The sequence below is a fragment of the Salinisphaera sp. SPP-AMP-43 genome (assembly GCF_049568105.1).
Classification (GTDB): Bacteria; Pseudomonadota; Gammaproteobacteria; order Nevskiales; family Salinisphaeraceae; genus Salinisphaera.
Genome location: NZ_CP145335.1, coordinates 2,073,369 through 2,099,297, shown reverse-complemented (window position 1 = coordinate 2,099,297; position 25,929 = coordinate 2,073,369). Strand labels below are relative to the sequence as shown.

Here is a 25,929-nt window from a genome sequence, read left to right as displayed (position 1 = left end):
GGAATTCCTTTCTCTAGCGGCCTGCATCGATCGCGATGAGGCCGCCGGTGGCGCGTTCGAGATCGCTGGCGGCGCCGATCAGGGCGTCCAAAGCCGACAGATACTCGTGGCGTACCGCGATCAGATTGTTTTGCGCGGTCGTGATAGCCGGAGCGCCGACTTCACCGGCCTGAAAGGCCCGCCGGGTGAGATCGACCGTCTGGCGTGCGGCATCGACGACTGCGGAATCCAGGGCGGCGACCTGGGTGCGTGCCGAGCGGTAATCCGATAGCGCTCGCAGCACCTGCAGACGCACATTGCGCTCGAGGTTGTCTTGATCGAGCTGGGCACGATTCAATTTCGCCCGGGCGGATTTTCTTTCCCCCTCATAGCGATGAAGAATCGGCAGCTCGAAAGACAGACCGCCACCGGCGATCGTTGCGCCACCACCGCCTGGACCATGGCCGTCACCGTTGTTTTCCTGGCGATAAAAGCCGAACACGGTCAAATTGGGAATGATCTGGCGGTCAGCCAGCGATAGCCGGCTGCGAGCCGCCGCGACCTGGCGTGCGGCAGCAACCAGGTCACTACGCTGGCGTACGGCGCGGGTGAGCAAAGCGTCGCGGTCGGGGAGCGTAATGGGCGCGATATCGAGTGCGCCTGCCAGTTTCAAACGCCGGGACGGATCAATACCGAGCAGGTCATCGAGCCGCAAACGGCTTCGGGTGAGGCGGTTCTTGGCCTTGGCCAACAAAGCGTTGGATCGGCTCAGACCCAGTTTGGCCGCGTTTACCTCAAGCTGGGTGCCAGCGCCTGCGGCCAGGCGCCGCTGGGCGTAGTCGTCGAGTTTTTGGTTGGCGTCTACGACCCGTCGGCCCGAGGCGACCGCTTTATCGGCAACGAGCACTGACAAATAGGCTGCCCGAACCCGGGCTGCGACCGCCGATAACAGGTACCGATACTGCTGTCGCGCAGCGGCCAGTTCGCTATTGGCTGCAGACTCGCGAAGCCCGCCTTGGCCGGCAATCCAAACCTCCTGGCTGAGTCGAATGCCAAGATCCGTACCGTCGCCGGCAGCTGTCGACCGCTGACCGGCCTCAACTTCCACTCGGGGGTTGGAGGGTACGGCGACGTCGGCGTGTATGGCCTCGCCGGTCAACCGTTCGACTCGCACTTGGGCCGAACGCAGAGTGGGGTTGTATTCGGCAGCCCATTCCAAGGCCGCCCTCAAAGTTAGCGGCTGGGGGATCTGGGTAACGGCTGCTGCCGGTGCTCCAAACCCTGCCAGCCCAAGGCTGAGCGCACAGACGCCCAGCCGCAAGCATATTGCGGACATGCATGAATCCTCATCGCAAAAAAGAGAAAAGCGAGGAGAATCAGGCTATTGGCGGGATTATCGGGGGGCGAGGGGCAATGCTGGTGTATGCCCGAAGCTGGTATCTCTGCATACCAAAACCGCAGGCAGGATCGACATAGGCGAAATCGGTAACCAAGCCGATGTGATGCAGTTCACCGTGGCCACAATGATCGGCTGCCGACTGAAAGCCCATGTGATCGACCGAGCCGGTGTGCTGAATGCTATCGGCTGTCGCTGATGGTCTGTCGTGGTGACTCATCGCGGACGAATGAAACGACCAAAGCAACGCGCTGCAGAGCACGAAAAGCGCAAGGACGCTTTTCAGTACGCAGAAGGCGCTCATATGGTTCGAGTCAGCATGCATGGTCAGTATTCGAGCACGAAGCACATGCAACAGTAAAGCTTATGGCCATTCACAAAGTGCTCGATGGCGGCTCATTACTTAAGGTCGTGAACTAGGCGAATGGAATAGCGATCAAAGAACGGGCGGATGGTCGAGCTGATGATAGCCATATTGCTGATTTAACATAATATACATTATGAGTAGTCGACGAAGACGCCGCCGCCGATATGTATCTCCCAAGTTCAAAAAATATGGGTGATACAGCTATGGATGATTGGTCGACCGTTGGTGATTGCTGGCTCCGCCCTGATCAGATCAGGACTTTGCTCGATATTTCCGAATCTACTTTCTATCGTTGGCAGCGCGCCGGACGCTTACCGCGCCCAGCTTGGCTGGTGCTGCGCTCGGTTGCGCTCGGTTTACCGGTCTTACCGTCGCGATCGAACCAATGGCGCGACCATCGATTCGGTCGCAATGGCGCGCTTTATACACCAACCGGCTACCCGATCTATCCGGGTGATTTATGGCTGTTCGAGTTCGCCAATAAGAACGGTATCCTTGAGCCAGCTAAAAAACTCGCGAAAGACGGTTTTCAGGGCGCGCGGTTAGGCTTGGAGGCGGCCAACGATGACGGCCCGCGTTTAGCCTGACAGTACTACGTCGCGGCCGGCACCGCCTACAGTTAGCCGGCCGCTACGCGGCCCTACAGTGAGTAATTCACGAGACACGGCCTAGCGGCCTTTAACGGACCCTGTTTCGATATATCGACGGTACTTTAAGCACCTCGAAGCCGCGCCGGCTTGGGTGGTTTCGGTCGGCGTAAGTTTCGCGTTTCGTCTCCATTGCTCGCAATCAGACCGTAGGCGCTTGGCCGTTGCGCTATCGACCCGGTTTTGAAGTGCCGCTTTCGAATCGCGCTGTAATTCGGCTTCAAGGCTAGCTTGAGCCGATGACATGAACGCGCTTGCTGCAATCAACGTGGTAGCGGTCCAGGACAGCATGAACGCCGACGCACCGAGAAAAACACCCACTGCGATCGATACAGTAAGTTTCACGTAGTCAATCACCATCATATCCCCCTTGTCTGGCGAACACGGTCGCTACGATTGATGCTTGACGATCAAAGAATGAATGCAAGCACAGCAATCCCCGCGAGATGCGTTGGATAGAACGTATAAAAAGCGATCCGTTCTATTCTTGTCGGCCATCTCCTCGAAGAGCTAAAGCGCAGCGTCGCAATAACCAAAACGGATGCGCAGACCGTGGCAGCGACGTAAGCCGGCCCATTGAATCCAATCGACGCAATCACAGCGATCACAAACGCCGGCCAGCCGTATCGAGCCACGAAAGACACAGCGACGATATACAGGACGCCGGGCACTCCATAGTCGATGAACGGCACCAATACCAACGCAAGACCCAGCGGCCAGACTCGCCAGTTATGAAGCATCGCAGCGGCGCACACGCCGACAAAAAGCGTAAAGCCCACGTTGAGTTCGTGCCAAGCACCACCGAACGCGGCGACATATAACGGCTGAGATACAAGACCGAGCAATAACAACCGCAACGCATAACGATCGACAGATCGCGTCCGGCCGAGGTTATAACCCACGAGTCCAGCAAATAACGGCATCGCGAAGCGACCTATCTGCCGCATCCACATCGAATCGCCGAAGAACGCGATCGCCGAGTGATCAATCACCATCGTGGCCACGGCGGCGATCTTGAGCACTGTTATTGCATCAACGACGGGTGGCCGGTGGATCACGTGCGGCGCAAGAGCCGGCGCGGTCAGTCGCTGGACGCTGTTGTCGTCACTCACGCTGGCTCGTTAACTCGCCTGCGTGAGTGACGACAACAGCGAAGAATCGTCGCTGGAATCCGGGGGTTTGGGGCCGGTCCATGAGGTCACACGGCGACCGTCGATAAAGCAATACCAGTCGCCGGTATCGCCAAAACGGTCGCAACTGCTCATACCGATACGCCGGCTGCCGTTTTCGCCATATACGATCGCCCTCTTATACGAGCCGGCAACAATCGTCCCGACCAGTCGATAATCGTCGGAATCTTTCGGTTGCGTCGGTGCTGGTCGCGGTTGCTCGAGTTGTTTTTGCGTCGGAACCGAGGATGTAGCGGCCTGTTTTTCCGGTTTCTCGTCGCCGCCACTTATCGACGTAAAGGCACCCCAGGCCAGATACAGGCCAAATAACGCCCCAACACCGGCCACAGGCACACCGACGATAAAAAAACTACCCTTCAATATATTGGCGCGCCCATCCGCCGCGACTTCCAATCCGGCTTCGCCGGAGCTCGAATCAGCGAGCGTGTGGCTTTGGTAGTAGCGATAAACTTCAGACTTGTACTTGCCTTGAATGGTGCGAATGTAACGCTTCGAAGGCGGGCTATCGCCCTTCACTGCGCCCTGACAGACCACAAGCTTGAATCGCTTACTGGCCCCGACGGTGTCGAGTTTCTCGGCGATAAAGGTTTTATCCGTCAAATCACGGGCGAACGTCGCAATCTGACTCAGATCCTGGGTGACAATGACGATTTCCATCGACTCGCCGTTATCGCCAACCCGGTGGCGATGTTCGGCTAGGAACGTCTTGTAGGCGTTCGGCACTTGGGCCGGCTTCATGCCCGCCGGCCAGAGCCGCCACGCTTCATCAATGATGACGATTGACCCTTTCGGAATTACATCAATGGCGTAAGCCGGGTTTTCCTCAAGTTCGCGGGTTTCAAAGACGGTTACATCGGCATTCGGATAGGATTCCCGAATCACATCGAGCTTGAGCGGAATATTCGTCCAAACTCGGCGGCCGTTTTCGAGAGCTGGCAATACGACATTCGCCACAACACCGTACGATTTACCCGCGCCCGGCCGACCTGTATATGCGGTGATGGCCATATCAGAACACCCACGGCAAAGCGCGAAGCAGGAAACGAATCGACAACGCCGATAGGATCGCAGTAATACCGAAACCGAACTCGGAGATCGAGGCAAACCACCAGACACCGGGCGAAATATTGGACAAGAGGCCGCCGGCATGACTGACAAAATCAGGCACCGGGATGCTCTTCAGCAACTCAACAAGCGCATCAACAAACAGGCCGAACAGCTCGCGAGGGACGTACATAAACAGGTTTAGCAGCTCATTGAAAAACCCGACAATCCATCGGAGCAACAAATCCAAGAACGCATCCATATTCAGACCCCCAACAAGAAAACGATCGCCAAAAGTGCCCACGCCGCCTTAGCCGCCGAAGCAATTACGGAGCGATTGTCTTCAAGCAGGTCACAACCCGGCGAAAACTCGTACGTCTCGCCGAACACATCGAAAGACGTTACCGGACACGTACCGGAACCAGCGGGAACTTGCTCAGGAATTTGATCAATCTCGCTATAAAGCGGCGATTCCTTAACCCCGGTCAGTAAGGTATCGAGCGACTTGGCCAAAGTCGGCGCACATCCATAGCCGGACCCGGCCTGGTCTTTATCCTCTGCGTCCGATTGATCATCCGAGCCGTCGTCAAACTCGCTACCAAGTTTTCCGCCTACCTCCTGATCACCTTCTTTACATGGACCGCCAAACAGCGAAACGTCACCGTTACCCTCGCCGTCGCCTCCACCAGAGCCACCACTGGAGGCTTCACCCGAATTATCGCCTAACGCGTCGCCGTCGCCCGTTGTAGAACCATCAACCGAACACGACTCACCAGAACAATCGGCGCCCTCTCCATCATCGCCATCATGGGTTGTCATCGACGTAGACGAGCCGTCTGGGTTGGTTGTGGTTGTTGTACTGGTCGTACCGCCGCCGGACGTTCCCGGCGTACGTGATACAGAGACACCGCCGCTAGGCGTGGTCGCAAACGTATAGGTATCGCCATTCACCCACTTAACGGTTTCCTGATCGGTTACCTTCGTACCACCGTCAGCGCGCGAATCAGTCGTTTTAACAACCGTCGTGGTCGATGTACTAGGCTCAACTATCGTGCCGCGATACTGGCCGTTATCATTTGGGCCGCGAACCTGAGCCGTTCCCGCGCTGGTCGCCGTAGTTACATCACGCTCTACAGTGGTTTCCGAGCCGTCCGAGTTCCGCGTGACTTGCGGCGCTTCCACATCGTGCGTCGATTCGGCCGGCGAAGTAGATTCCCCGCCGCCTTCAGGCGGTGTGTACTCTTGATCGCCATTCGTGCCTTCGGCGAAATTCGAAGAATCATAGTCCAACTGATCGCCGCCTGAAGGTACGATCTTGTGATCGCTCGCAAAACCCAACGCACACGATACGGTTCCGGGTTTATCGCCGGGAAAGCAGGCATCAACACCGCCGGACGAATAACCACAACCGTTTTCATCACGAACACCGCTAGAGTTCAATACGTCTTTCTGCGCGCTCGTGATATCCGAAACAAGAACAGTGCGTTTTTCGCCTTCAGCAGGACAACCGGTTGCGTCGTCTTCCGGCTCGATACATTCGCCATTCCCGTCCGGTTCTTTACTAGAAGGACACTCACCACTGTCATATAAAGTAATAACGCCATATCTCGCATCAAGTTCGCCACCATCAAGTACATAATGAAACGTTATGGTCCAAGTCGTGACACCACCATGACTTTCGTAATCGACACGATGACCGCCCTCAGAGGCTGCTAATTGAGCGTTTTGCGCCGGACGGAATTCGTAGTACGTACCAAGCTGCTCATAGACCACGTCGGCATAGACTATATTTGATACTGCGCAAAGCGTCGCGAAAAACAGGCCTATAGCACAACGCGATAATAGCGACTGATCCCGCATAATCAGCGCCAACTATTGAACGCGGCATAGGCGGATAACGCGCCTATGCAAAACATCGCGAAATAATAAAGTTGTTCCATGACGGCCCCCTGTTGCCAACTACAGCTTGATCGAGGGTCGCGGTGTGTAACGCGGCCCTCTGTCAAAATGTCGCGGGCGTTATCGGCCGATCGCAGACAACAGCATACGGCCGCCACGAAGGGCCACTTTCGGAAGGACCATCGCGGCGAGAATGCCGGTGATACCCGTCGCCACAGTGCCCCACGAGACAGCACCCGTGATTCCGCTGTAATCGACGCTGCCAGCTCCTTCCGCGAAGGCTGGAACCGAGACCAACGCGCTACCGGCGACCATGCCGGTCTTCGAATAGAATTTCGCGATTTGATTACGAATTTTCATGGATATACCCCTGTTTTAAATGTGACCGCTTATCGCCTTGTTTAAAAGGCCTGCCGCGTGGCCGATCACGAACGCCATCGCGACGATTCCAAAGCCAGCCCCAAACGCTTGCGCAAGCGTTACGGGGTCAAGCTGGGAAATCTGGAAAGACTGAATATCCGCGTACTGCATCCACATCGGATTCGGACATTGACCAGAACCCGGATCGGATGGACAGACTTTGACGAACACCGCTAACGACGATTAGCGCGCGCCATGCGATAACGCAGGCGCTGGACGATGCGCATCGATACCGCGCCCACAGCAACACCCATCGCGAACGTCATGAGTTCACCGCCTTGGGCTTGGATTCGGCGATCGGCTCCATGATGGCGTCGCGCATGCCTAGACGCAGATCGCCAAAGTTGCCGACATAAAATTCGGGCGTGAGCTCGTATTTACCCGGCTCGTACGCCTCTTGCGAATCGCCAAGGGTTAGTTTGATCTTTTGCGGATACGGTTCGTCGTTCAGATAGATAAACGCGACCTGCTCGCGGATGCGAAACGATCTTTGAGTGCGCGCACTCGTGCCCTCTTTGACGTTGACACGGCTACTATGAATTTCGACCTGGAACATGGTTTCCCCTTTGTCTAACTGAATGATTACGCGACGAGTCGCAGGGACGGCCGACTGGGTCTCTCGTACCAGCTCGGCACCTGAGCCGCGCTCAGGTCTACGACCCGAACGCGGACCGGCAGCGCCGCGACATTGCACGGCGCACGAACATCGACGCCGACAAGCCGTAAATCGGCCGTGACGCGATAAAAAGCGGATTTGCTCATGGATTGGCGGAGGTCTTCACCAGCAAGCCACGCTAGCGCAGCATGTTGCGCTTTCAACGCCCGGCCCGGCTTGAACTCGAAACGGTTTTCCAGATCATCGGCGATATGCTGGTAATCGGTCGTCGCAAAAGTCATATCTCTAACCTTGTCGTATCCCGCTGCGATTGCTTGCGCTCTCTCGTCATCCCACATAATCCAACCGTTCATCTGGTGTTCGAGCAGGTATTTCCGGCCGAGCTCGACTTCAAAGCGAAGAAGCCCAACGGACTCCGCCCACGCCTGAACGGTACGGCGTGTTTCATCTTTCGCGCATGCCTTGCGACTATGCGACTGCATCTCTTTGGCTTTGTCGTAATATTTGACGCGGACATAGTCTTTAGCGCCGCTATAAACCATGCCGTCCTTGCCTACGAGGAAAGCCGAACCGCGACGGCTCGACGCGGATAGACCGCGGAGCGCATGCGCGACATTCGCCGAAGAGCCGGCCTCGTAGTTCCAAGCCAGGTCAACGCGGGAAAACCGCGCGCCATCAACGACCTTGACCGTGCCGGACTTCGCGCGATCAAGGCCATGGCCTTTAGTGAACTCCGGCAAACCAAGATCGCGGAGCAACTCGTTATAAAGCGCCATGCACTCGTTAACGGTCTTAAAACCAAAGACGTTATCCGGCCGGTTGTACCGGCTGGGATTACCGCTTATTTCCACGCGGTACCCATCGGACCGAATACGAAGACTCGAATCGTGAGAGCCCTGATGCTGGTAGCCAACAATATGCTCGCGGGTAACTTGGCCGCTTTCGGGGTCCGTATGAATCACGAAATCAGCGCCCAAAACCGAACAGCCGGCTTGGTGGTCTTGGCTTACCGAGAGCCAATCCACGGACCAGCTCATCGGGAAGAGTTTTCCCGTACTTGGGAAAAACTGACGGTACTACTAGGACCGTCAGTCTCGGATTGTTCAGATTTCGAGCAATCACCGATCGGCAGCGCGGTTTGTCGCAGGTCAACCGGAAGGGTCAACTGAACCGGCTGGCCGATCGCGATATCGTCGTTAACTGTCGGGCGACCGGCCGCTTTATAAACTCGATATGCGTCGTATGGACGCGACGACCTCGCACGACCGCACCAGTACGCTCGATCAAGTTGATCAAGCGCGTTCCACCAGCGTATTCCGTTGATTGCGTCGTAATCCATGCGGCCCCCTCCTCATGAAAAGAAACGTCGCGCCGCCGATTGACGGCGCAACGCTCCAGTCGGCACGAGGGGGACCGGTTAGGCGGGTCCGACTGAAGATTGACGCAGTGTTCGGCGTGGCCGTTTGCGATCCCCCTGGGAGCGCATAAAACGTCAAAGGGTCAAAACACGTCAAGGGGTCTGAACGTATGGAGGGTTAGACTATTAGGGCCACCCAAGTGGAGATTTAAAAATGCTCCAAGACGACTTGTTAAACGACGCGAAATTGGAAACCGGGTCCGACTACAAGACAGCGAAAGCTATAGGAATTAGTCGACAAACACTTAGCAATGCCCGGCATGGCGTCCATAAACTTGAACTGTCAACGATTGGCTCGTTGGCCGAATTATGTGGAAAGGACCCTTTAAAGACGATTGCGGCCGTTGCGGCCGAGCGGGAGGGTCAAAGTAAGAAAGGAAGAAATTGGAGGCGCTGGGCCGGTGCCGCCACTGTCACGGTGGCAGTTGGAATCAGCAGCACAAGTCTTTATCCAACAACGAGTTATGCAGCGTCGAAAGCCTCGAACGATGTATACATTATGCGTATTATTTCTATGGTACTCAGCACCTTTCCCAACGAATGCTGATGACAGATTGCCGCGCACCAACTCATTGCGTGGATCAATAATCCTTGATTGAGCAAACCGGCATCGGCCTGTGCGCTTGAAACGATGTTACCCCTAGCGAGCTGATTCAGTTTGATCAGTCGTATATACCTGTCGCTACCCGGAAATTCTGGATTCAAAAGACAATGCAATCTCTTGTTTTAGCGGTTTCGCAAAGCCTGCTGTACTGGCCACTCATGGAGAGATACGACCGAGTTTTGCTCAGTCTTCCAGGACGTTTAGGCACACTCGCTGCGGGTGGACACGCCTGTTTGTACGGTTTGGCGTATGCCTGTCCATCGGGAGTGCTCTTTCGTTGATATAGAACAGCGTTTCTGAGCAATGAGATCGCTACTTTAATGAGGGCAAACGGTATGCAAACTCGTCCTACTCGTGGCGTTTACGCAATTTTCTTCTTGCCACATACAAGTCAAAACCAGTGAGTTTAATTCGGCCTTCGAATATTCATGACCAACTTGTCTTGCGTTAATAGCGATTGCAGTGATGTCTGTTGTTTTACCGTTGTCTTTTAACGAAGGATTGTTCTTTCGTAGTCTCTTGACCGCGTTTTGGCCATAGGCGTTTAAAGGTAGTCGTTATGCTGGCCGGCACACCCTTTGGCCTAGGCGAGATCTAGATCATGTTTAATAGACTTTTTTTACAAGAGTCTATGAGGATTCGTTGCAGCTTTATTGCTTCACCGATTTTAAGAGCTCGCCCCTTCTGATTTGCACGTATGCAGAATGCATTCTTGATTAATTACACGACGCCCAATTTAAGCTTCTGTTTATAATCGCCAGAACCGTAAGTCTTTTTGGCCTGATGATATAGAGCCGAAAAGCACTACCCTTATATGTTGTTAATTAGATATTGAGCGAGACAAGAGTAAAATTATACCATCCTCTGGGCTTTTTGATTACTTTTAAAATGCTATTTGTATTTTTGATTTAAGAGGATGGTATAAAATATATAGCGCCTTATAAACCTCTGAAGTTACGCAACAAATAAATTTGTGTATTATTTTGGAATATCTACCGCACGGAATTTGGCTATGGCGTCTGAAGAAAACATTTTCGACGACACCTACATCGCAGCAGAACCCCTCAAGGCAACATACGCACTTAGATCAGTCCTGGACTATGCGTCACCATTTATTCATGACGCTCAATCCGCCGAAATTTCGAGCATTCCAATACAAACTCATGAAGACCCGGAACCACCGACTACCGGTCTAACCACGTTATCGGGCGCTACAGGGATCGACATAGGCGCTTCAACATTACTGAAAATCGACTACGGCGACCTACAGCACCCGATGGCGACACGCCGTGCCCCAGGTCATATCGTTTATCGAGACAACCTTTCCGAGCTCGTTAACAAAGTCAATTCAGCTAAGCGCGCTTTAAACGATGCCATGCAGAGCATGGACTACAACCAATGGCGTCGCGTGCAGAAATCCTTCAAAACCTGGCTTCGAATGAACCGCCTTCAGGCTTATCGAGAATGGCACTGGGTCGAGGAACCCATTGATCTGCTGTCCTGGACTTGGGCTGGACATACCACAAACACTGAACACCTTAGAGTTGGCGCTTTAATAGAACGCCAGTCGGCCCGCTACCAGGAAACCGAAAACCCAAGGATCGCCGCCGATATCGACCGATTAAAAGAATTACCTCTTGACGAAATCATGATGATTTCACGGCCAATCGCCCCGACTCCGATGGCCAATATCCGTTTCGCCAGTGGTATACGCCGCGCGGTGAAAAGCTCCCTCCCTCTTCTATTGGCCCATGAGCCGAAGAAGGTCAAGCCGCTGAATGACTTCGCTCCAAAGGAGCGCAGCAAGCGATCCGATAGAACAACCGAAATCGCGCCTTTTGTCAGAGATACCCATGCCTATCGTCTGTTACCCATGTATCGTTTCAAGCTACCTTTCGATCCCTGCTCGGGCCGTCTGATTAACGAAGACGACGGACTGAAAATCTATCGTGGACGATCGAAGCAAGCCGATACGATCATCAACAACATCCACCCTAAACTGCCAAGCGTCGCACAGCTGCCACGCGGGCCGATCGAGCAACCCATTCCACTCGACACCAACTGTGAGCATCGGATGGTCGCCGCCAATCGAGCATTCGTATTCATTCAATCCCCAGACGCCTGTTGGCGCATTCCACTCAAGGACATAGCCCCGTTAATCGGGCAATAACTCGTGAGAGCAGCGATCAATCCCCGCTTTCTTTTAATATAAGTTAGATTGCCAAAAATATTTAAGAGCAAGCAAGCAATGGTTCTCGATAGCAATTGTCCTTAAGTCCTGTATTTTATATAAAATTGTGAGTGGCACGATGGCAGCGAATCGCTTTTTATTGCGCCTGAATCTAATTTATTTATTCGTTTTATATAGTCTGGCGCTACAAGCCTTGATCTTGAAATCTGCTGAAATGCCGCACTGACCTCAAACAACACAAAGACCACTACTCACCGCGCTAAGCCAGTAAAGTGCTTGCCTAGTAACGGGCAAGCGCCCGACCTTGTATTGCATACCTATATGTCGATACTCTTCGACATATGGAGACAAAACATGCTCTTGATTGTTTCGCAGCACTAGCTCAAGAAACACGCCTGGCCGTGTTTCAAATGCTGGTTCGTCATGAACCGGATGGACTGGCTGCTGGCGAGATCGCCCGACGCCTCAATGTGCCGCACAACACGATGTCAACGCACTTAGCCGTGCTTACCCGGGCCGGCCTGACGCGATCCGATCGCCAGAGCCGATCGATCATCTACCGAGCCGATCTCGACCGTATCGATCAGACAATTCGATTTCTAGTCCGGGACTGCTGCAATGGGCGGCCTGAGATTTGCCAGCCCCTGCTCGACTCACTCACCGATGATTTGCCCACCCCCGATACATGAGCAAAGCCATGCCAACGCTGATCTATCACAACCAAAACTGCGGAACATCACGTAATGCACTAGCTATGATCCAGGCCTCTGGCGAAACACCTCGCGTTATTGAGTATCTTCAACATCCTCCGTCGCGAGAGCGTCTAGCATGGCTTGCTTCGCAGATGGACATGTCGCTACGCGACCTGCTGCGTCGTAAAGACACGCCATACGATAAATTAGGCTTGGACGATCCCACCCTCACCGACGAACAGCTGATCGACGCCATGTTGGCGCATCCGATCCTGATTAATCGGCCTATCGTTGTGACCGACCAAGGCGTACTGCTATGCCGGCCTTCAGAGCGGGTTCTGGAGCTAATGGCCCATCCGGTCGCATCGTTAACCAAAGAAGACGGTGAAATCGTCACTTACAAGGATAGCGCATGACCGATCATAGCCCGTTTGCCGATTTGCCGAATATCGATCCCGAGGCCTTTGAGCCGATCGATATCGATGCCCTGAAAGTCTCCGATGCACCAGGCCACCCACCGCGCATTCTGATTCTGTACGGTTCGCTGCGCCCTCGTTCCTACTCCCGATTTCTGGCTGAAGAAGCCGAGCGTCTGCTGCGCTGTTTCGGCTGTGAAGTCCAGCTGTTCGATCCGAGCGGCTTGCCGTTGCCCGACGACTCGGATGCCGATCACCCGCGAGTACAGGCGCTGCGCGAACTCGCCACGTGGTCGGATGGCATGGTCTGGGTCAGCCCCGAGCGTCACGGTGCGATGACCGGCATCATGAAAGCCCAGATCGATTGGATTCCGTTATCGCTCGGCGGTGTACGCCCTACCCAGGGCAAGACCCTGGCCGTGATGGAAGTTTCTGGCGGAAGCCAAAGTTTTAACACCGTCAATCAACTACGCGTACTCGGCCGCTGGATGCGTATGCTCGCGATTCCCAACCAATCGTCTGTGCCGAAAGCGTTTGGCGAATTCGATGACGATGGGCGTATGAGAGATTCCGCGCTATACAGGCGGGTGGTCGATGTCTGCGAAGAACTCGTCAAGTTCACATGGCTAATGCGCGGCCGCACCGATTACCTGACCCAGCGCTACTCGGAACGCGTCGAAAGCGCCGAGGACGTCTCACGCCGGGTCAACCAAGCTTCGCACTGATCCTCGCGATATGACGATGCTCGATCATGGCAGGCTGCGTGCGCCCGTCGTTGTGGTCTGAATGCCACCGCCACGCTCGAACATTATCTACACCACACTCAACAGGCTCTGGCCGAAACCAACGGAGCGATCGGCATGCTGGCGCTGGCCATTTTCATCCTCACACTAATACTCGTCATATGGCAGCCGAAAAACCTGGGTATTGGTTGGAGCGCGCTGGGCGGTGTGGCGGTGGCCTTGGCCACCGGAGTCGTACAACTCTCCGATGTCGCCGTCGTGTGGGATATCGTATGGGACGCTACATTCACCTTCGTCGCGCTGATCATCATTTCGCTGATCCTCGATGAAGCCGGTTTTTTTTCCTGGGCGGCCCTGCATATCGCGCGCTGGGGTAACGGACGCGGACATCTTCTGTTTCCGTTGATCGTCATGCTGGGAGCAGTGATTGCGGCGTTCTTTGCCAACGATGGCGCCGCATTGCTGCTCACCCCGATCGTGATCGCGATCCTTGTCCGGCTGGATTTTTCTGCTTCGGCCGCACTGGCGTTTATTATCGCCACCGGCTTCATCGCCGATACCGCGAGTCTGCCGTTGGTGATCTCGAATCTGGTTAACATCGTCAGCGCCAATTTTTTCGAAGTGTCTTTCGATCGCTATGCGACCGTCATGGTGCCGGTGGATCTGGTCTCGATCACGGCCACGCTGGCCGTACTCTGGCTGGCTTTTGGTCGCCGAATCCCGAGACGCTACCCGATCGAAGCGTTGGACGAACCCGGCAGTGCCATCGTCGACCACTATGTGTTTCGAGCGGCTCTTCCGATACTGCTGGCCCTGCTCATTGCCTATTTCGTGCTGGCGCGCTGGCACGTGCCCTTCTGTGTCGTTACCGGGGTCGGCGCTTTGGCCCTGACAGCGCTAGCTGGACGCTGGTGGCGCGCTGGCCGCGGGCGTCAACTCCCGCTGGGTCCGGTATTTCGTAATGCGCCCTGGCAGATCGTACTGTTTTCGATCGGCATGTATCTGGTGGTTTATGGACTTGGCCAGGCAGGTCTAACCCGCTACGGCGCTTGGGCGCTTGAATGGCTGGGCCAGCAGGGACACTTCGTGGCTACGCTCGGCACTGGTTTTCTGGCGGCCTTCGTTGCATCTGTGATGAACAACATGCCATCCACGCTGGTCGGCGCGCTCGCGATCAAGCAGGCTCAGGTTCCCGAAGTCACGAGCCAGCTCATGATCTATGCGAACGTCATCGGCAACGACCTCGGGCCCAAGTTCACGCCGATCGGCAGCCTTGCGACGCTGCTCTGGCTGCATGTGCTTGCCGGCAAGGGATATCGCATTGGCTGGGGCCAGTACATGAAAGTCGGTTTGACGCTAACCCCCCCAGTGTTGCTCGCCACCTTGGCCGCCCTGGCGCTATGGTTGCCTATGGTCCGAGGATAGCGTTTGCAGCCTATGCGTACCGAACAACGCGTTCGATACACGGTCGCCAACCAGCACGTCGCAGTTTAATGACGATACTCAAAACCGCCTCTGACAATCGGCCCGACATGATGGCACCCCAGCTAATGCCACGCTTGGGCGGGCTTTGAATCGTCAACGGAACTCGCCATCCAGACACCGGCCATGCTTTGCCTTGGCCAGCGCGCGGCTTGGGAAATTGATTACACAGCCGGCGCCGTCGCAGGCTGCCTCGATAAAATTTCCCGGCTGCGTTTAATCTTTATCGCCTGCCCATCACGCGCTAGCCTTGGCACATTAAACTTCTGTATGGCTTGTGATCGGGAACGATCACAAAGACCGGCTTAGTCGATAGGAGACGTCATGGCGCGAGTGGTTGTAATTGGTGGCAGCGGCCACGTCGGCACATATCTCATCCCCGCGCTCGTCGAACGCGGCCACGCGGTGGTCAACGTCAGCCGGGGCCTGGCCCGCCCCTATACGTCCAGTTCAACATGGCAGCATGTCGAACAGCTCTCAGCAGATCGCCCATTAGAAGAGCGCGACGGCACATTCGCGAGCCGTATCAAGGCATTGAAACCGGATATCGTGATCGACATGATTTCGTTCGAGCTCACCAGTACCCAGCAACTGGTCGAAGCGCTGCGGGGCGAAATTGAACATTTCATCCATTGCAGCACGCTCTGGGTATACGGACATACGACTGCCGTACCGGCCGATGAAAACGAGCCGCTCAATGCCTTCGGCGAATACGGCATCAACAAGGCCGAAATCGAGCGCTGGCTTGTACACGAGGCCAGAACCAGCGGATTCCCGGCGACGATCTTTAGACCTGGCCATATCGTTGGCCCCGGCTGGGCACCGATCAATCCACTGGGCCATTTGAATATTGACGTCTTCCAGCGAATCGCCCGGGGCCAGGAACTGACACTACCCAACCTGGGGCTCGAAACAGTTCATCACGTCCATGCTGAGGATGTGGCCCAGATCGTTTTGGGCTCGATGAGCCAATGGCGTTCGTCGGTTGGCGAAGTGTTCAACGCCGTGTCCGATCAGGCCTTGAATCTGCGCGGCTATGCCGAGGCCATGTTCGACTGGTTCGGTTTCCAACCGCAGCTCGCCTATGCGCCGCTCGAACAGTGGATGCAGCTGCAATCGCCCGAGGACGCCCAGCTCGGCTGGGAACACATCGCTCGAAGCTCTTGTCTTTCAATCAATAAGGCACGCCGGGCGCTGGGTTATCAACCAAGGTATACCAGCCTAGCGGGCGTTCAGGAATCGGTATCGGCATTGATAGCGGCCGGCCAGATCGAAACCCACTAAGGCATCGTTTTCAGACCTACGCCCCTGTCCCGCGATTGAAACGAGAACCCAGCCGGCCGTGGTCTAAAGACGACATCGCTCCGGTCGCCCACCGCAGGGCGACCGGAGCGAATACAGACCGCGTCAAGTCACTTGGCTTAGTTGCCGGTTGGCATACCAATGTTGACGCCTTGTTTTTCAAGCTGGTCACGAGCCCACTTGAAACGCTGGTAGGCCGAGATCGTGATTGGCCCGGTATAAATCTCGCTCTGCAGTTTGCGCGGTGGATACTCGACGTAACTCTTCATTTTCTCCTGGATCGCTTTATTGAACGCGACCATTGTCCAGCTACGCTCGGTATAGTTGTTCATGAATATGTTGTAGCGCTCCTGGGGGTCTTGCCACAGGTCGTAAACATTCGGGACCGTCGCAACATATTTTTTCGGACCTTTCCAGCCGAGATTACTATCCACCGATAGCCCGCCCGTATAGGCACCATCGTCGCCGCGTAGATTGAACACAGCCTTGTAATTGCCTGCCCGTACGGCACCCGGTGTCAATTCATCTTCGGTGAAATAGAACCACGTATTCCGCGGGTCTTTACCGGTGCCGAATAGCACGGGGGTCATGTCGTAGCTATCGAATATGATCGGTTGGCCTTCGCGGTCTTTCTTAGGCAGTTCGACACCGGCCAGCTTGGCGAAGGTCGCCATGAAATCGAGACCACCGATAATGCCGTGGAAACCACTGCCCGCCTTGATCTTGCCGGGCATCCAAGCAATCGCCGGTACTCGGTTTCCACCTTCCATATCGGTGCCTTTGGTGCCACGAAACGGCGTATAGCCCGCATCCGGGTAAACATCCTGCCAAGCACCGTTGTCCGTGGTGAATATGACCAGGGTGTTGTTATCGATTCCGAGCTCGCGGACCTTATCCATGATCATGCCGATATGCGTATCCAGTTCGACCATCGAATCCGCATACTTCGTCTTGGACAGTGATTTGTGTTCGAACTCCGGCGCCGGCATGTTGGGCTGATGTACCTTCATGAAATTAACGTCTAGAAAAAAGGGCTTGCCGGCCTGGGCTGCTTTATCCAGATAATCGAGTGAGGCTTTGACGATGTATTGATCCACGAATGGAATGCCGACAACCCCATTCGGATAGTCTTGGGTCTTCTCATCGGGCTTGTCGACATACTGGCCGTTCACGTCGAAATCCGTGGTTGCCTTTTCGCCCGCTTTACCTGAAAGCATACCGCGGGTGACCTTTTTGAACATGGCCCGCAGCTTTGGATCCATATCGGGAAACCAAGTCGGATCCGCGTATGTATAGGCGTTCAAATGATATAGGCCGACATATCGCATCTCGTCGAAGCCCTGCGCGTTCGGCAACGCATAATCGGCTTCGCCCAGATGCCATTTGCCGGTGAAGTAGGTGTTGTATCCGGCTTTCTTCAGAACAGAGGCCACGGTCCATTCGGCATGCGGCAACCCGCCCCCTTGGCCTTGAAAGGCAACGGTGGTCATACCGCTGCGGTTCGGGATACGCCCGGTCATCATCGCGGCCCGCCCGGGAGTGCAGCTTGGTTGGCCGTAGAACGAAAACATCGTCATGCCTTCGTCGGCCAGTCGATCCAGATTGGGCGTTGGCATTCCGCGGCCTTCGCCACCCCCATATGCGCCTAGATCCCCCCAGCCGACATCGTCGGCAACGATTAGCAGGATATTGGGTTTATTCTGCTGTCCCTGAGCGGTTTGCTGCTGATCTGCTGTATCGTTTTGTTGCGCAACCGCTGGAAACATCAGTGTGAGCATCCAGAGCGTAGTTAAAATACTGGAAACGAGTTTCATCACACTCTCCTCACTTAGACGGCCTTTCCTGAGCGCCATTTCTTTATTCGCAGATGCCAACCTGACTGAGACTTACAGGGCATTGCTCTGTTTTTACGGTCGTTTCGCGCCGACCTGAGGCCCAATTGAAATACGTCGCTATACCCAGACACGGGTCGCACAACATTCATTCGTTGGCTCGATCAAGCCGAACATCTCGTCATCGACCGGTCATTCAAGCCTATCGAACCTCGGCTTTTATGAATGCCCATCGATGGGCTTTTGCGCGGTCAAAAACGGGCTTCAAGACATACCGAGCTTACTTGGCCAGCCTGCAGACGCCTTAACAAAACAACGGGTGTTGGGCCGCTTTGGGTGTAAAGAACCCGCCATATCGGTCCTAACCGGCCCCGGTGGGCCATAGCCAGCTTGAGTGTCGCCCATGGGCACATCTCGTCTGCGCCACCGCTTCGACATAAGCACTCGGCGACCTAGGGTGCAGGCAACGGGTTAGATCACTTGCCCGTGTCCGACGGTGCCGGTGACAACGATATCGCCACCGAACGGTTGTAGGTCGCACGTACCAGATCACCCACCTTGACCTTCTTCAACACGGCTTGCCGATCCGGGTTATGGACATCGAATTGCATTTCGTTGCCTTTCGGTCCTTGCAGGGTAATCGTGTTTTTTTGCGTATCCACGGCAACAACCTTGGCTGATATAACACGGCGTGTTGCGCCGGTCACCGTAGGCTTTCCGTCTTCTTCGCCTCGGGAAACCTCTGCGCTGCTGGTATCGTCCGGCGTACCGGATGGCTGCAGCTGCAGCAGCAGAGATTCCGTATAGGCGGCGTTGATTCGATCACCCAATTTGAGCTTGGAGAAATATTCAACGTCGGGCGGGACTTCTACGGTTCGAATCTCGCCGTTATCGCCGCGCAGAGTGACTGTACGAGCCTGCCGATCGATTCCCGTGACTACGGCTGATACCTTCTCGGTCGCCGTTTCCTGCATACCCGGCTCGGCGGCCATAACCGGAGCCACAACCGGACATACGCCGAACATCGAAACCATGGCGGGAACAACAAATAGAGAAAGACGGAATCTGTATCGAGTTTTCATCGCAGTGCAACCTCGGTCTATGGAGAAATACGCCAGGCCCAGTCGAGCTGCTGCCACGGCACTCAAAAACGATAGGTATAACCCAACAGCGGCCCGTCATAGTCGACCGAATCCAGATAGCGACTGGTGCCACTGATATCCCAATACATATGCCGATAACCCAACGTAAAGGCATGGTGACCCAGGCTATAAGTGGTCCCGGCAAAAGCCTGCCAAGTTAGATCCGAATCTCCGGTGCCCACATCGGCAATGAACGGAAACGACCAGTTTGGCGTAAGGCGATACGCCCCGCGAAGTCCAGCGACCGCATCGGTCATATCGTCTTTGGCCTGAAAACGAAAGGACTGGCCTACCGCATCGACGATGAGCCGGGTATCGAAACGCGTAAAGCGAATGCCAGCCGTACCATAGAGGTCGAGTTTTTCAATCGGCACCAGGCGATAGCCGATGAAGCCATTGAATATCTCGGTCTTGGTTTTGAAATTCGTAGCCGTATCAATACTGCTTGGCTGATTCGGCGCTGTATTCTGGATCGGGAAACTCGAACGACCGGACTCGCTGATATCGGCATAGAATGCGCCGACCCCATAGATCCAGTCGCCCCGACGCTGGACCAGTTCCCCCATGAAAGCGAAATCGAGATTATCAAAAATTGTGCTGAAGCTCGCTTTGGCTTTAGCGCCGCCGGGAAACTCTTCTTCTACCGAAGTCGCCCAGACATAAATCGTGACATTCGTCCGGGTATCGTTCCGCTTGTCGCTATCGGCAGCCCATGCATCGGCCGCCACACAGGACATCGACAGCAAAACAGCCAAAGCGGCGAGTTTTTTTAACTTCGGCATGGCCAATCACCTCTCCGAGCTCGCCTGCGAACGATCAGGTCGTCACCGTACCGGTGGTCTACGAACTCATAGCTCGTTCTTCTAAAAAGAACGCGTCACCACAAGTTGTTCAAGCAACCCAACTCATTGGCGTAAGCGGCATCGATTTTTGACCAAACTCAACATACCGACAGCGCTTTTGGAGCAACTTCGGCATACCGATGAGCACTGGTTAATCCTAGTGATATCGACGCTGCGCATTTGCCAAACCATGGGCAATCGAAGACGTTCCGATCCATGTCTTGCGGACCATCAAACAGCTGGCTGTGCCCTGCATTCGATGCCGTCACGGGGTGCGTTCGTCGAAACGAGTTATTCGATCGTGTCACAGCGAGTTTTTAGGATTTCAAGTGGGGTGGGCGAATTCCCGCAACTCGTCTAAAACCCGATCCGGAGCGAGGACGTGCCATGTTGAATCTGGCTTTCGAGCCCGTCGTTGCGCGCGGATGGCTCAGCAGACAACCGGATGGGTTTATCAACGATGTCATCGGTATCGCGCGACTGCGTCGATATGGCGCGGGACGGACCATAGCCGAAGCCCATGTCCCCGGGGGCGGGCTGTACGGCATCCTGGAAGGCTGTGTCGAAATGCGTATAGGCCGAGCCTCCGGGGAAAGCAGTCTGGTCAATCTGTTCTGGCCAGGTGATTGGTTCGGCGAGGCAACGGTCATCGCCGGCGCGGCCTGTGTTGGATCTCTACACGCAAGATCCGATGTCATCCTGACCGAGATTCCACTGCCCCGTCTGCGAGTCATTTGCAATCAGACGCCAGAACGATGGCGTTGTATCGCCCAGCTGGCCATCGAAAATCATGCCGATACGACAGCGACCACGGCGAGCTTAATGATGCGCGACGGTCGGGCTCGCTGTATCGCGGCACTTTTGCGTCTTGGTGGCTGCTCAAAGAACGCGTCGTCGCATACCTGCGGCCCGAGGGTCCCGATTAGTCAGGAAGAAATCGCAGCCGCCGCGAATCTATGTCGTAACAGTGCTGGCGCCGTTCTTCGAGAGCTGGAAGCTCAAGGCGTGATTGCCGTCGGGTATCGAAACATTACGATCCTTTCGATCGACCGTCTGCATGATCGCCTAGCCGAGCTCACCGCCTGAGAGACCCGGTATACGCACCGACCCGCTGGACCGACCAAGCGCTGTTAGCGCTATGATCGCAACCCAATGGGGTCATGCGATGTCAGCGGCTTGCCCCGACGGCCGAGCCTCAAACGTGGTCTGTGATGAAACCAGTCAGCCGCGACACACGTCAGCGCTGCGACTATTTCGACTCGGCCGACATGACACACCGAAAGCCGAGATGGTTGGTACCGGTGCTGACTTCTCCCTTGCCACGCGTGCCGACCATATAGCGCGAACAATACTGATCGGTACAAAGAAACGATCCCCCACGCAGTACTCGTTTACGCTGCCCCGGCTCGGAGGGATCGAAAGCCGAAACAGGCCCCTGGGGATTGCGGGCCACGCCGCCTGCCTGCCCCAAGCGCGCATAGTAATCGGGCCGATACCAGTCGGTAGTCCATTCCCAGACATTACCCGCGACATCGTAGAGCCCGTACCCATTGGGCTCGAACTGGGCCACTGGGCTGATGCCGATATAACCATCCGCCCCACTATCGGCGTCCGGGAAATGGCCCTGCAGCGTATTGGCCATCCAGTGCCCTTGGGCTTTAAATTCATTTCCCCAAGGATAGAGCTTGCCGCTCAATCCACCGCGGGCCGCAAATTCCCATTCGGCTTCGGTCGGCAAACGTTTGCCGGCCCAACGTGCATAAGCCTGGGCGTCTTCGTAGGCGATTTCGACTACCGGATACTGTCCGCGGCCGCGCAGATCACTGTCCGGGCCCAGCGGATGCCGCCAGTTGGCGCCGTGTATATAGGCCCACCACTGGTAATAGTCGTCGAGCGGCACAGGACCGTCCGGAGGCGCAAAAACCACGGCGCCCGCGACCAGGTTTTCAACCGGCACGCCCGGGAAATCCTCGGCTCGAGGCGGTCGCTCGGCGAGCGTCATATAGCCAGTCGCCTCGACGAACTCGGCGAACTCGTCGTTAGTCACCTCGGTTTTATCCATCCAGAACCCATCCACGTAGACCCGGTGAATCGGCCGCGAATCTTGGGTGGCATTCATGCCAACCATGTTCTGGTCGTGTCCGATCGGCTCAGCAGCGCCCATGGAGAATTCGCCGCCTGGAATCCAGACCATGCCCTCGGGGGCGGCGCCCGGGGGCGGCCCTTGATTCTGTTCGGTCTTTTGAAACCCTGGGGGCACCTGATCTCTGTCTGGCTGCTCAGAATGCGAGCTGAGCATCCAGCCAGCGCTCGCGAGCACCAGTATGAATCCCCCCAGAACACCCAGGCTGATTCGAAGACCTGGCCCGGAATACCATCGACCTTTTTCGACAGGCGTGCTCTTCATGACCATGCTCCGACCTGAAAGCATTCTTGGATCGATCGTCCCCGATAGCCTATGCCAACCCATCCGGCATTCAGTGTTTCGCAGGTGGATATATGACTGTCCAATCCTTTTCCATATCGACCACGGTCCAGCCCTGGCTTTTGGCCTGGTTGAGCGCCTTGTCGAGATGGCCGATTTTGGAGTGTCGGTCGTAGGCCCACTCGCGCTGGGCATCGGTGTGATGCACGATCAGTCCAAGGCGCGGTCCGGCGCCGGCGGTCGTCCATTCCAGCATCTGCAGATCGCCATCCGAGTTACCGGCAGCGAAAATCGGGCGACGACCGATATACTGATGAATGCCGACCGGCTTACCCGGACCATCATCGATGAAGTTCAACTCCGGCAGCTTGATGAGCACCGGGCGGCCGTCGCGGTGGGCGTATTTCTCCTTGAGACTGCTGCCGACGACTTGTTCAGGAGGAATGCCGTAGCTCTTCCAGGAAAACGCGCGCAGAAAGTCGATACCGCCGCCAGAAACGATGAACGTCTTGAAGCCGTTGTCTCGCAGATAACCCAGCAATTCCAGCATCGGCTGATAGACCATCCCGGTATAGGCGCGCTTGGTTCGTGGATGCCGTGCCTGGGCCAGCCATCGCTGTACGCTCGCGTTGAAAGCGTCAGTGGTCATACCAGCATGGGTCGCTGCAACCACTTCCAGTAACGCTTTCGGGTCGGCGGCCAGAGCGGCCACCGCCTGACCTTTCAAGATCGAGGCAAACGGCGCCTCGTGCTGCCATTCCGGGTGTTGCGGCGCCATTCGCCGCACTTCATCCAGAGCATAAATGAACTGAAAATACAGCGGTTTTTCCGACCACAGAGTGCCGTCATTATCGAACACGGCAATCCGCTCGGGCTCCGGCACATACGCAGGCGAGCCCGCGTTACTGATGCGGTCGACGAAGCGGATGACGGATTGTTTGGCCGGCCCGTCCCGCCAAGATGGCAACGGGGCCGCGGCGCTAACCGTGACCAGTAGCACAAGCGTCAGCGCGAAAAATCCGATAACAACCGATCTGAGTCTATTGTTCATCACAGACACCCCGAGCGGCTAGACAGATCATGGGCAAGCTCAGTATTTATCCGCGCGGTGCATCGCCAATACCGAGCCCGATATCCTTTTTCGGATATTTGACGAAAGTCGCAGCATGCTGCTTCTGCAGTTGCAGGATGGGACCGTAGGCCCATTCGTAGTCGCCGTTGCTCATCGTCCGACGCTCCTTAGGGTCGCGATAGAGATCGAACACCCAAGGCGCCACACCGACCGGCACGTAGCGCGACATACTGATGTTGGTGAACGGCTGGTCGCTGAGCAGGACCTTGAAATATCCCTTGAATTCGCCCCAACGCAGCCCGGAGAAATCGGCCTGGTTATAGACGAACACCGCCTGGCGACCACTCTGGCCCTGATCAGCCAATAGAAATGAAGTCTGATCGATCCCGTCGATATAGCGCTCGGAGGGAATCTGGTCTTCGATCCCGGCAACCGCCAACGATGTATTGAACAGATCCATTAGATCGAACAATCCGTCGCTGACCCGGCCCGGCTTGATCAGCCCCGGCCAGTATGCGATGCCCGGTACACGTACCCCGCCTTCCCAGGTCGTGCCTTTACCCGACCGGAACGGCGTAAAGCCTGCGTCCGGAAAAGAGTCTTCCTCAGGCCCGTTATCCGAGGTAAAAAAGACGAGCGTATTATCCAGCTGACCGGTGTTCTGGAGCGTGGCCATCAGTCGGCCCACGATATCGTCGACTTCGATCACGGCATCTTTATAAGGCAGTTTCGCTGGGCTGCGACCTTCATAGCCGGCGGCCGCAAAATTATCGAAGTGCAATTTTCCAAAGGCATGGATCAAATAGAACGGCTGGTTCTGTTTCGCGGCGCGCTCGATAAAATCAACCGACCAGTTCGCGAAATCCTGATCGCAGTTACCGATCTGCTGGACCGTCTCGAGCGGATAATCGATCTTGAGCTGGCGGCCTTTTTTACCGGTTACGACCGCGTTGTATGCACTCAAGCTCTTGAAGGTCTTGACCCGCTCCGGATCGGCGACGAGCTGTTCGTATTTGCGGGGCATCATGTACTGCGTATATTCGCTAATGACGCCGAGAAAACCGTGAAATTCGTCGTAGCCGACCTGCTGCGGCTGCATGCCCTGACCTTCGCCGATATGCCATTTACCGGCCAACCCTGTGATATAGCCATTCTGGCTCAATAATCGGGCAGCGCTGACCTCGGCGGCCCAAGGGTTCTTGGTCGGACGGTCATTGGCCAGAAGCGGTCGAGTCAGCCCGCTACGCGCTGGCAGACGACCTGTCATCAAAGCAGCCCGGGTCGGCGTACACAGCGGCTGAGCATAGGTCGAGGTCAACTTCAAACCCTCGGCAGCCAACCGGTCGATATTCGGCGTCGGCGCCCCGATCATTGCCCCGCCCCCAAAGGCACCCGGGTCGCCATAGCCCATATCGTCGACCAACAGGATCAGAATATTCGGCTTGCGCCCGATTTTCGCCTCCAGCTGCTTTAGCTTGTTGCGAGCGGCTTTTTCCTGCTTTGGATGCGGGATCGCCGGCTCGAGATATTCCGCGACGCGAACGGTGCGATCCCAGCCTTGCCCTGTCTGGGCCCAAGCCGTGTCGTTGCTCAAAGCAGCGGCCGCGACCACGACGGCGATCGACAAAAATCGGCGGCTGTTCATATCGATGTCCTCGAGGTCTCGTGCACTAACGACACTTGGTGTTCAACGCTCTATTCCGGGCGTTATCTCGAACAGGCTTATTTCATGGTCACGACCACGGTTTCGGTAGTGCCGGCCAAAGCCCTCGTTGGCCGGTAGTCGGCCGTGCTCGACCTTGTTGCCCAGAGCGCAATCTGTGCGCCGCTTAAAACATCCTGTGACCGGCGCGACTTATCGATCCATCTTTCGGTCGTATCGGGGTCCCGGCCGGCTGGCCAGCTCGCGGGTCGATCGCGCCCTCGACCGCCCGCGGCCCCGCTCACAGTCGGCTGCCCATGCGCACCCAATACCCGCGCCGTGCAAACCGTCAGGCACAAATCGCTTTTTTGAAAAACAACATCGTCCACCAGCGCGGCTCCAGCAACCGAAGCGGCTGCGCCAATCATGGATTTTATTATCTATAATAAAAATAGATACGGCGACTTCACGATATAAAGCCTGATTTAGTGTCAATATTAGACCTTTGTCGCGGCACTACCAGACGTTCGACACGCTCAATAACGCATTGATAGATCTGATTTGTTCGG

At 55.8% G+C, this 25,929-nt stretch carries 26 protein-coding genes; 10 read left to right on the top strand and 16 right to left on the bottom strand.

Features of this window, described 5'->3' with window-relative positions:
- Positions 1–13 precede the first annotated feature (13 nt).
- A complete protein-coding gene (locus V5738_RS08920; RefSeq protein WP_423824068.1) occupies positions 14–1,315 on the bottom strand; it encodes a TolC family protein in 1,302 nt (433 codons plus the stop codon).
- Here V5738_RS08920 and V5738_RS08915 point away from each other — a divergent pair.
- Complete coding sequence (locus tag V5738_RS08915) at positions 1,314–1,574, top strand: hypothetical protein (protein WP_423824067.1); 261 nt, start codon at positions 1,314–1,316, stop codon at positions 1,572–1,574. The genes V5738_RS08920 and V5738_RS08915 overlap by 2 nt on opposite strands.
- A gap of 356 nt (positions 1,575–1,930) precedes the next feature.
- Positions 1,931–2,329 carry a helix-turn-helix transcriptional regulator gene (locus V5738_RS08910; protein WP_423824066.1) on the top strand — a complete coding sequence of 133 codons (399 nt, stop codon included), beginning with the start codon at positions 1,931–1,933 and terminating at the stop codon, positions 2,327–2,329.
- A gap of 81 nt (positions 2,330–2,410) precedes the next feature.
- Here the strand turns inward: V5738_RS08910 and V5738_RS08905 are convergent, their stop codons facing one another.
- From V5738_RS08905 to V5738_RS08865, 9 genes are all read right to left on the bottom strand, one after another.
- The gene (locus tag V5738_RS08905; protein WP_423824065.1) at positions 2,411–2,749 is read right to left on the bottom strand and encodes a hypothetical protein; all 339 of its coding nucleotides are present in this window, start codon (positions 2,747–2,749) and stop codon (positions 2,411–2,413) included.
- Between the two features lie 50 nt (positions 2,750–2,799).
- Positions 2,800–3,501 carry a TraX family protein gene (locus V5738_RS08900; protein WP_423824064.1) on the bottom strand — a complete coding sequence of 234 codons (702 nt, stop codon included), beginning with the start codon at positions 3,499–3,501 and terminating at the stop codon, positions 2,800–2,802.
- A 9-nt stretch (positions 3,502–3,510) separates the two neighbouring features.
- Positions 3,511–4,587, bottom strand: a complete 1,077-nt coding sequence (locus V5738_RS08895; RefSeq protein ID WP_423824063.1) for a zonular occludens toxin domain-containing protein — start codon at positions 4,585–4,587, stop codon at positions 3,511–3,513.
- A gap of 1 nt (position 4,588) precedes the next feature.
- Entirely contained in the window at positions 4,589–4,885 is a 297-nt protein-coding gene (locus V5738_RS08890) for a hypothetical protein (RefSeq protein WP_423824062.1), read from the bottom strand.
- Positions 4,886–4,887: 2 nt separating this feature from the next.
- On the bottom strand, positions 4,888–6,495 hold the full coding sequence (locus V5738_RS08885) for a hypothetical protein (RefSeq protein WP_423824061.1): 1,608 nt from the start codon (positions 6,493–6,495) through the stop codon (positions 4,888–4,890).
- A 147-nt stretch (positions 6,496–6,642) separates the two neighbouring features.
- The gene (locus tag V5738_RS08880; protein ID WP_423824060.1) at positions 6,643–6,882 is read right to left on the bottom strand and encodes a hypothetical protein; all 240 of its coding nucleotides are present in this window, start codon (positions 6,880–6,882) and stop codon (positions 6,643–6,645) included.
- A 322-nt stretch (positions 6,883–7,204) separates the two neighbouring features.
- Complete coding sequence (locus tag V5738_RS08875) at positions 7,205–7,498, bottom strand: single-stranded DNA-binding protein (protein WP_423824059.1); 294 nt, start codon at positions 7,496–7,498, stop codon at positions 7,205–7,207.
- A gap of 26 nt (positions 7,499–7,524) precedes the next feature.
- Positions 7,525–8,595: a phage/plasmid replication domain-containing protein gene (locus V5738_RS08870; protein WP_423824058.1), complete on the bottom strand. Its 1,071-nt coding sequence runs from the start codon at positions 8,593–8,595 to the stop codon at positions 7,525–7,527.
- On the bottom strand, positions 8,592–8,897 hold the full coding sequence (locus tag V5738_RS08865; protein ID WP_423824057.1) for a hypothetical protein: 306 nt from the start codon (positions 8,895–8,897) through the stop codon (positions 8,592–8,594). Before V5738_RS08865 ends, V5738_RS08870 begins: the two co-directional genes overlap by 4 nt.
- A 232-nt stretch (positions 8,898–9,129) precedes the next feature.
- On the opposite strand from V5738_RS08865, the gene V5738_RS08860 reads away from it, so the two are divergent.
- The 7 genes from V5738_RS08860 to V5738_RS08830 all read left to right on the top strand — a co-directional run bounded on the left by V5738_RS08860 (position 9,130) and on the right by V5738_RS08830 (position 16,387).
- Positions 9,130–9,522, top strand: a complete 393-nt coding sequence (locus V5738_RS08860) for a helix-turn-helix domain-containing protein (protein WP_423824056.1) — start codon at positions 9,130–9,132, stop codon at positions 9,520–9,522.
- Positions 9,523–10,591: 1,069 nt separating this feature from the next.
- The gene (locus tag V5738_RS08855) at positions 10,592–11,749 is read left to right on the top strand and encodes a DNA replication terminus site-binding protein (RefSeq protein ID WP_423824055.1); all 1,158 of its coding nucleotides are present in this window, start codon (positions 10,592–10,594) and stop codon (positions 11,747–11,749) included.
- A gap of 362 nt (positions 11,750–12,111) precedes the next feature.
- Complete coding sequence (locus V5738_RS08850; protein WP_423824054.1) at positions 12,112–12,459, top strand: ArsR/SmtB family transcription factor; 348 nt, start codon at positions 12,112–12,114, stop codon at positions 12,457–12,459.
- An 8-nt stretch (positions 12,460–12,467) separates the two neighbouring features.
- A complete protein-coding gene (arsC, locus tag V5738_RS08845) occupies positions 12,468–12,878 on the top strand; it encodes an arsenate reductase (glutaredoxin) (RefSeq protein ID WP_423824157.1) in 411 nt (136 codons plus the stop codon).
- Positions 12,875–13,603, top strand: a complete 729-nt coding sequence (gene arsH / locus V5738_RS08840; protein WP_423824053.1) for an arsenical resistance protein ArsH — start codon at positions 12,875–12,877, stop codon at positions 13,601–13,603. Before arsC ends, arsH begins: the two co-directional genes overlap by 4 nt.
- A 135-nt stretch (positions 13,604–13,738) precedes the next feature.
- On the top strand, positions 13,739–15,046 hold the full coding sequence (locus V5738_RS08835) for an arsenic transporter (RefSeq protein ID WP_423824052.1): 1,308 nt from the start codon (positions 13,739–13,741) through the stop codon (positions 15,044–15,046).
- A 381-nt stretch (positions 15,047–15,427) separates the two neighbouring features.
- Positions 15,428–16,387 carry an NAD-dependent epimerase/dehydratase family protein gene (locus tag V5738_RS08830; protein WP_423824051.1) on the top strand — a complete coding sequence of 320 codons (960 nt, stop codon included), beginning with the start codon at positions 15,428–15,430 and terminating at the stop codon, positions 16,385–16,387.
- Between the two features lie 137 nt (positions 16,388–16,524).
- Here the strand turns inward: V5738_RS08830 and V5738_RS08825 are convergent, their stop codons facing one another.
- The 3 genes from V5738_RS08825 to V5738_RS08815 all read right to left on the bottom strand — a co-directional run bounded on the left by V5738_RS08825 (position 16,525) and on the right by V5738_RS08815 (position 20,161).
- Positions 16,525–18,219 carry an arylsulfatase gene (locus V5738_RS08825; RefSeq protein ID WP_423824050.1) on the bottom strand — a complete coding sequence of 565 codons (1,695 nt, stop codon included), beginning with the start codon at positions 18,217–18,219 and terminating at the stop codon, positions 16,525–16,527.
- 494 nt (positions 18,220–18,713) lie between these two features.
- The gene (locus V5738_RS08820) at positions 18,714–19,319 is read right to left on the bottom strand and encodes a hypothetical protein (protein WP_423824049.1); all 606 of its coding nucleotides are present in this window, start codon (positions 19,317–19,319) and stop codon (positions 18,714–18,716) included.
- Between the two features lie 62 nt (positions 19,320–19,381).
- The gene (locus V5738_RS08815; RefSeq protein ID WP_423824048.1) at positions 19,382–20,161 is read right to left on the bottom strand and encodes a hypothetical protein; all 780 of its coding nucleotides are present in this window, start codon (positions 20,159–20,161) and stop codon (positions 19,382–19,384) included.
- Positions 20,162–20,608: 447 nt separating this feature from the next.
- On the opposite strand from V5738_RS08815, the gene V5738_RS08810 reads away from it, so the two are divergent.
- The gene (locus V5738_RS08810) at positions 20,609–21,307 is read left to right on the top strand and encodes a Crp/Fnr family transcriptional regulator (protein ID WP_423824047.1); all 699 of its coding nucleotides are present in this window, start codon (positions 20,609–20,611) and stop codon (positions 21,305–21,307) included.
- A 163-nt stretch (positions 21,308–21,470) separates the two neighbouring features.
- Here the strand turns inward: V5738_RS08810 and V5738_RS08805 are convergent, their stop codons facing one another.
- The 3 genes from V5738_RS08805 to V5738_RS08795 form a co-directional block, all read right to left on the bottom strand.
- The gene (locus tag V5738_RS08805) at positions 21,471–22,520 is read right to left on the bottom strand and encodes a formylglycine-generating enzyme family protein (protein ID WP_423824156.1); all 1,050 of its coding nucleotides are present in this window, start codon (positions 22,518–22,520) and stop codon (positions 21,471–21,473) included.
- Between the two features lie 178 nt (positions 22,521–22,698).
- On the bottom strand, positions 22,699–23,697 hold the full coding sequence (locus V5738_RS08800; protein WP_423824046.1) for an HAD family hydrolase: 999 nt from the start codon (positions 23,695–23,697) through the stop codon (positions 22,699–22,701).
- A 46-nt stretch (positions 23,698–23,743) separates the two neighbouring features.
- Positions 23,744–25,363: an arylsulfatase gene (locus V5738_RS08795; RefSeq protein WP_423824045.1), complete on the bottom strand. Its 1,620-nt coding sequence runs from the start codon at positions 25,361–25,363 to the stop codon at positions 23,744–23,746.
- Positions 25,364–25,929 lie beyond the last annotated feature (566 nt).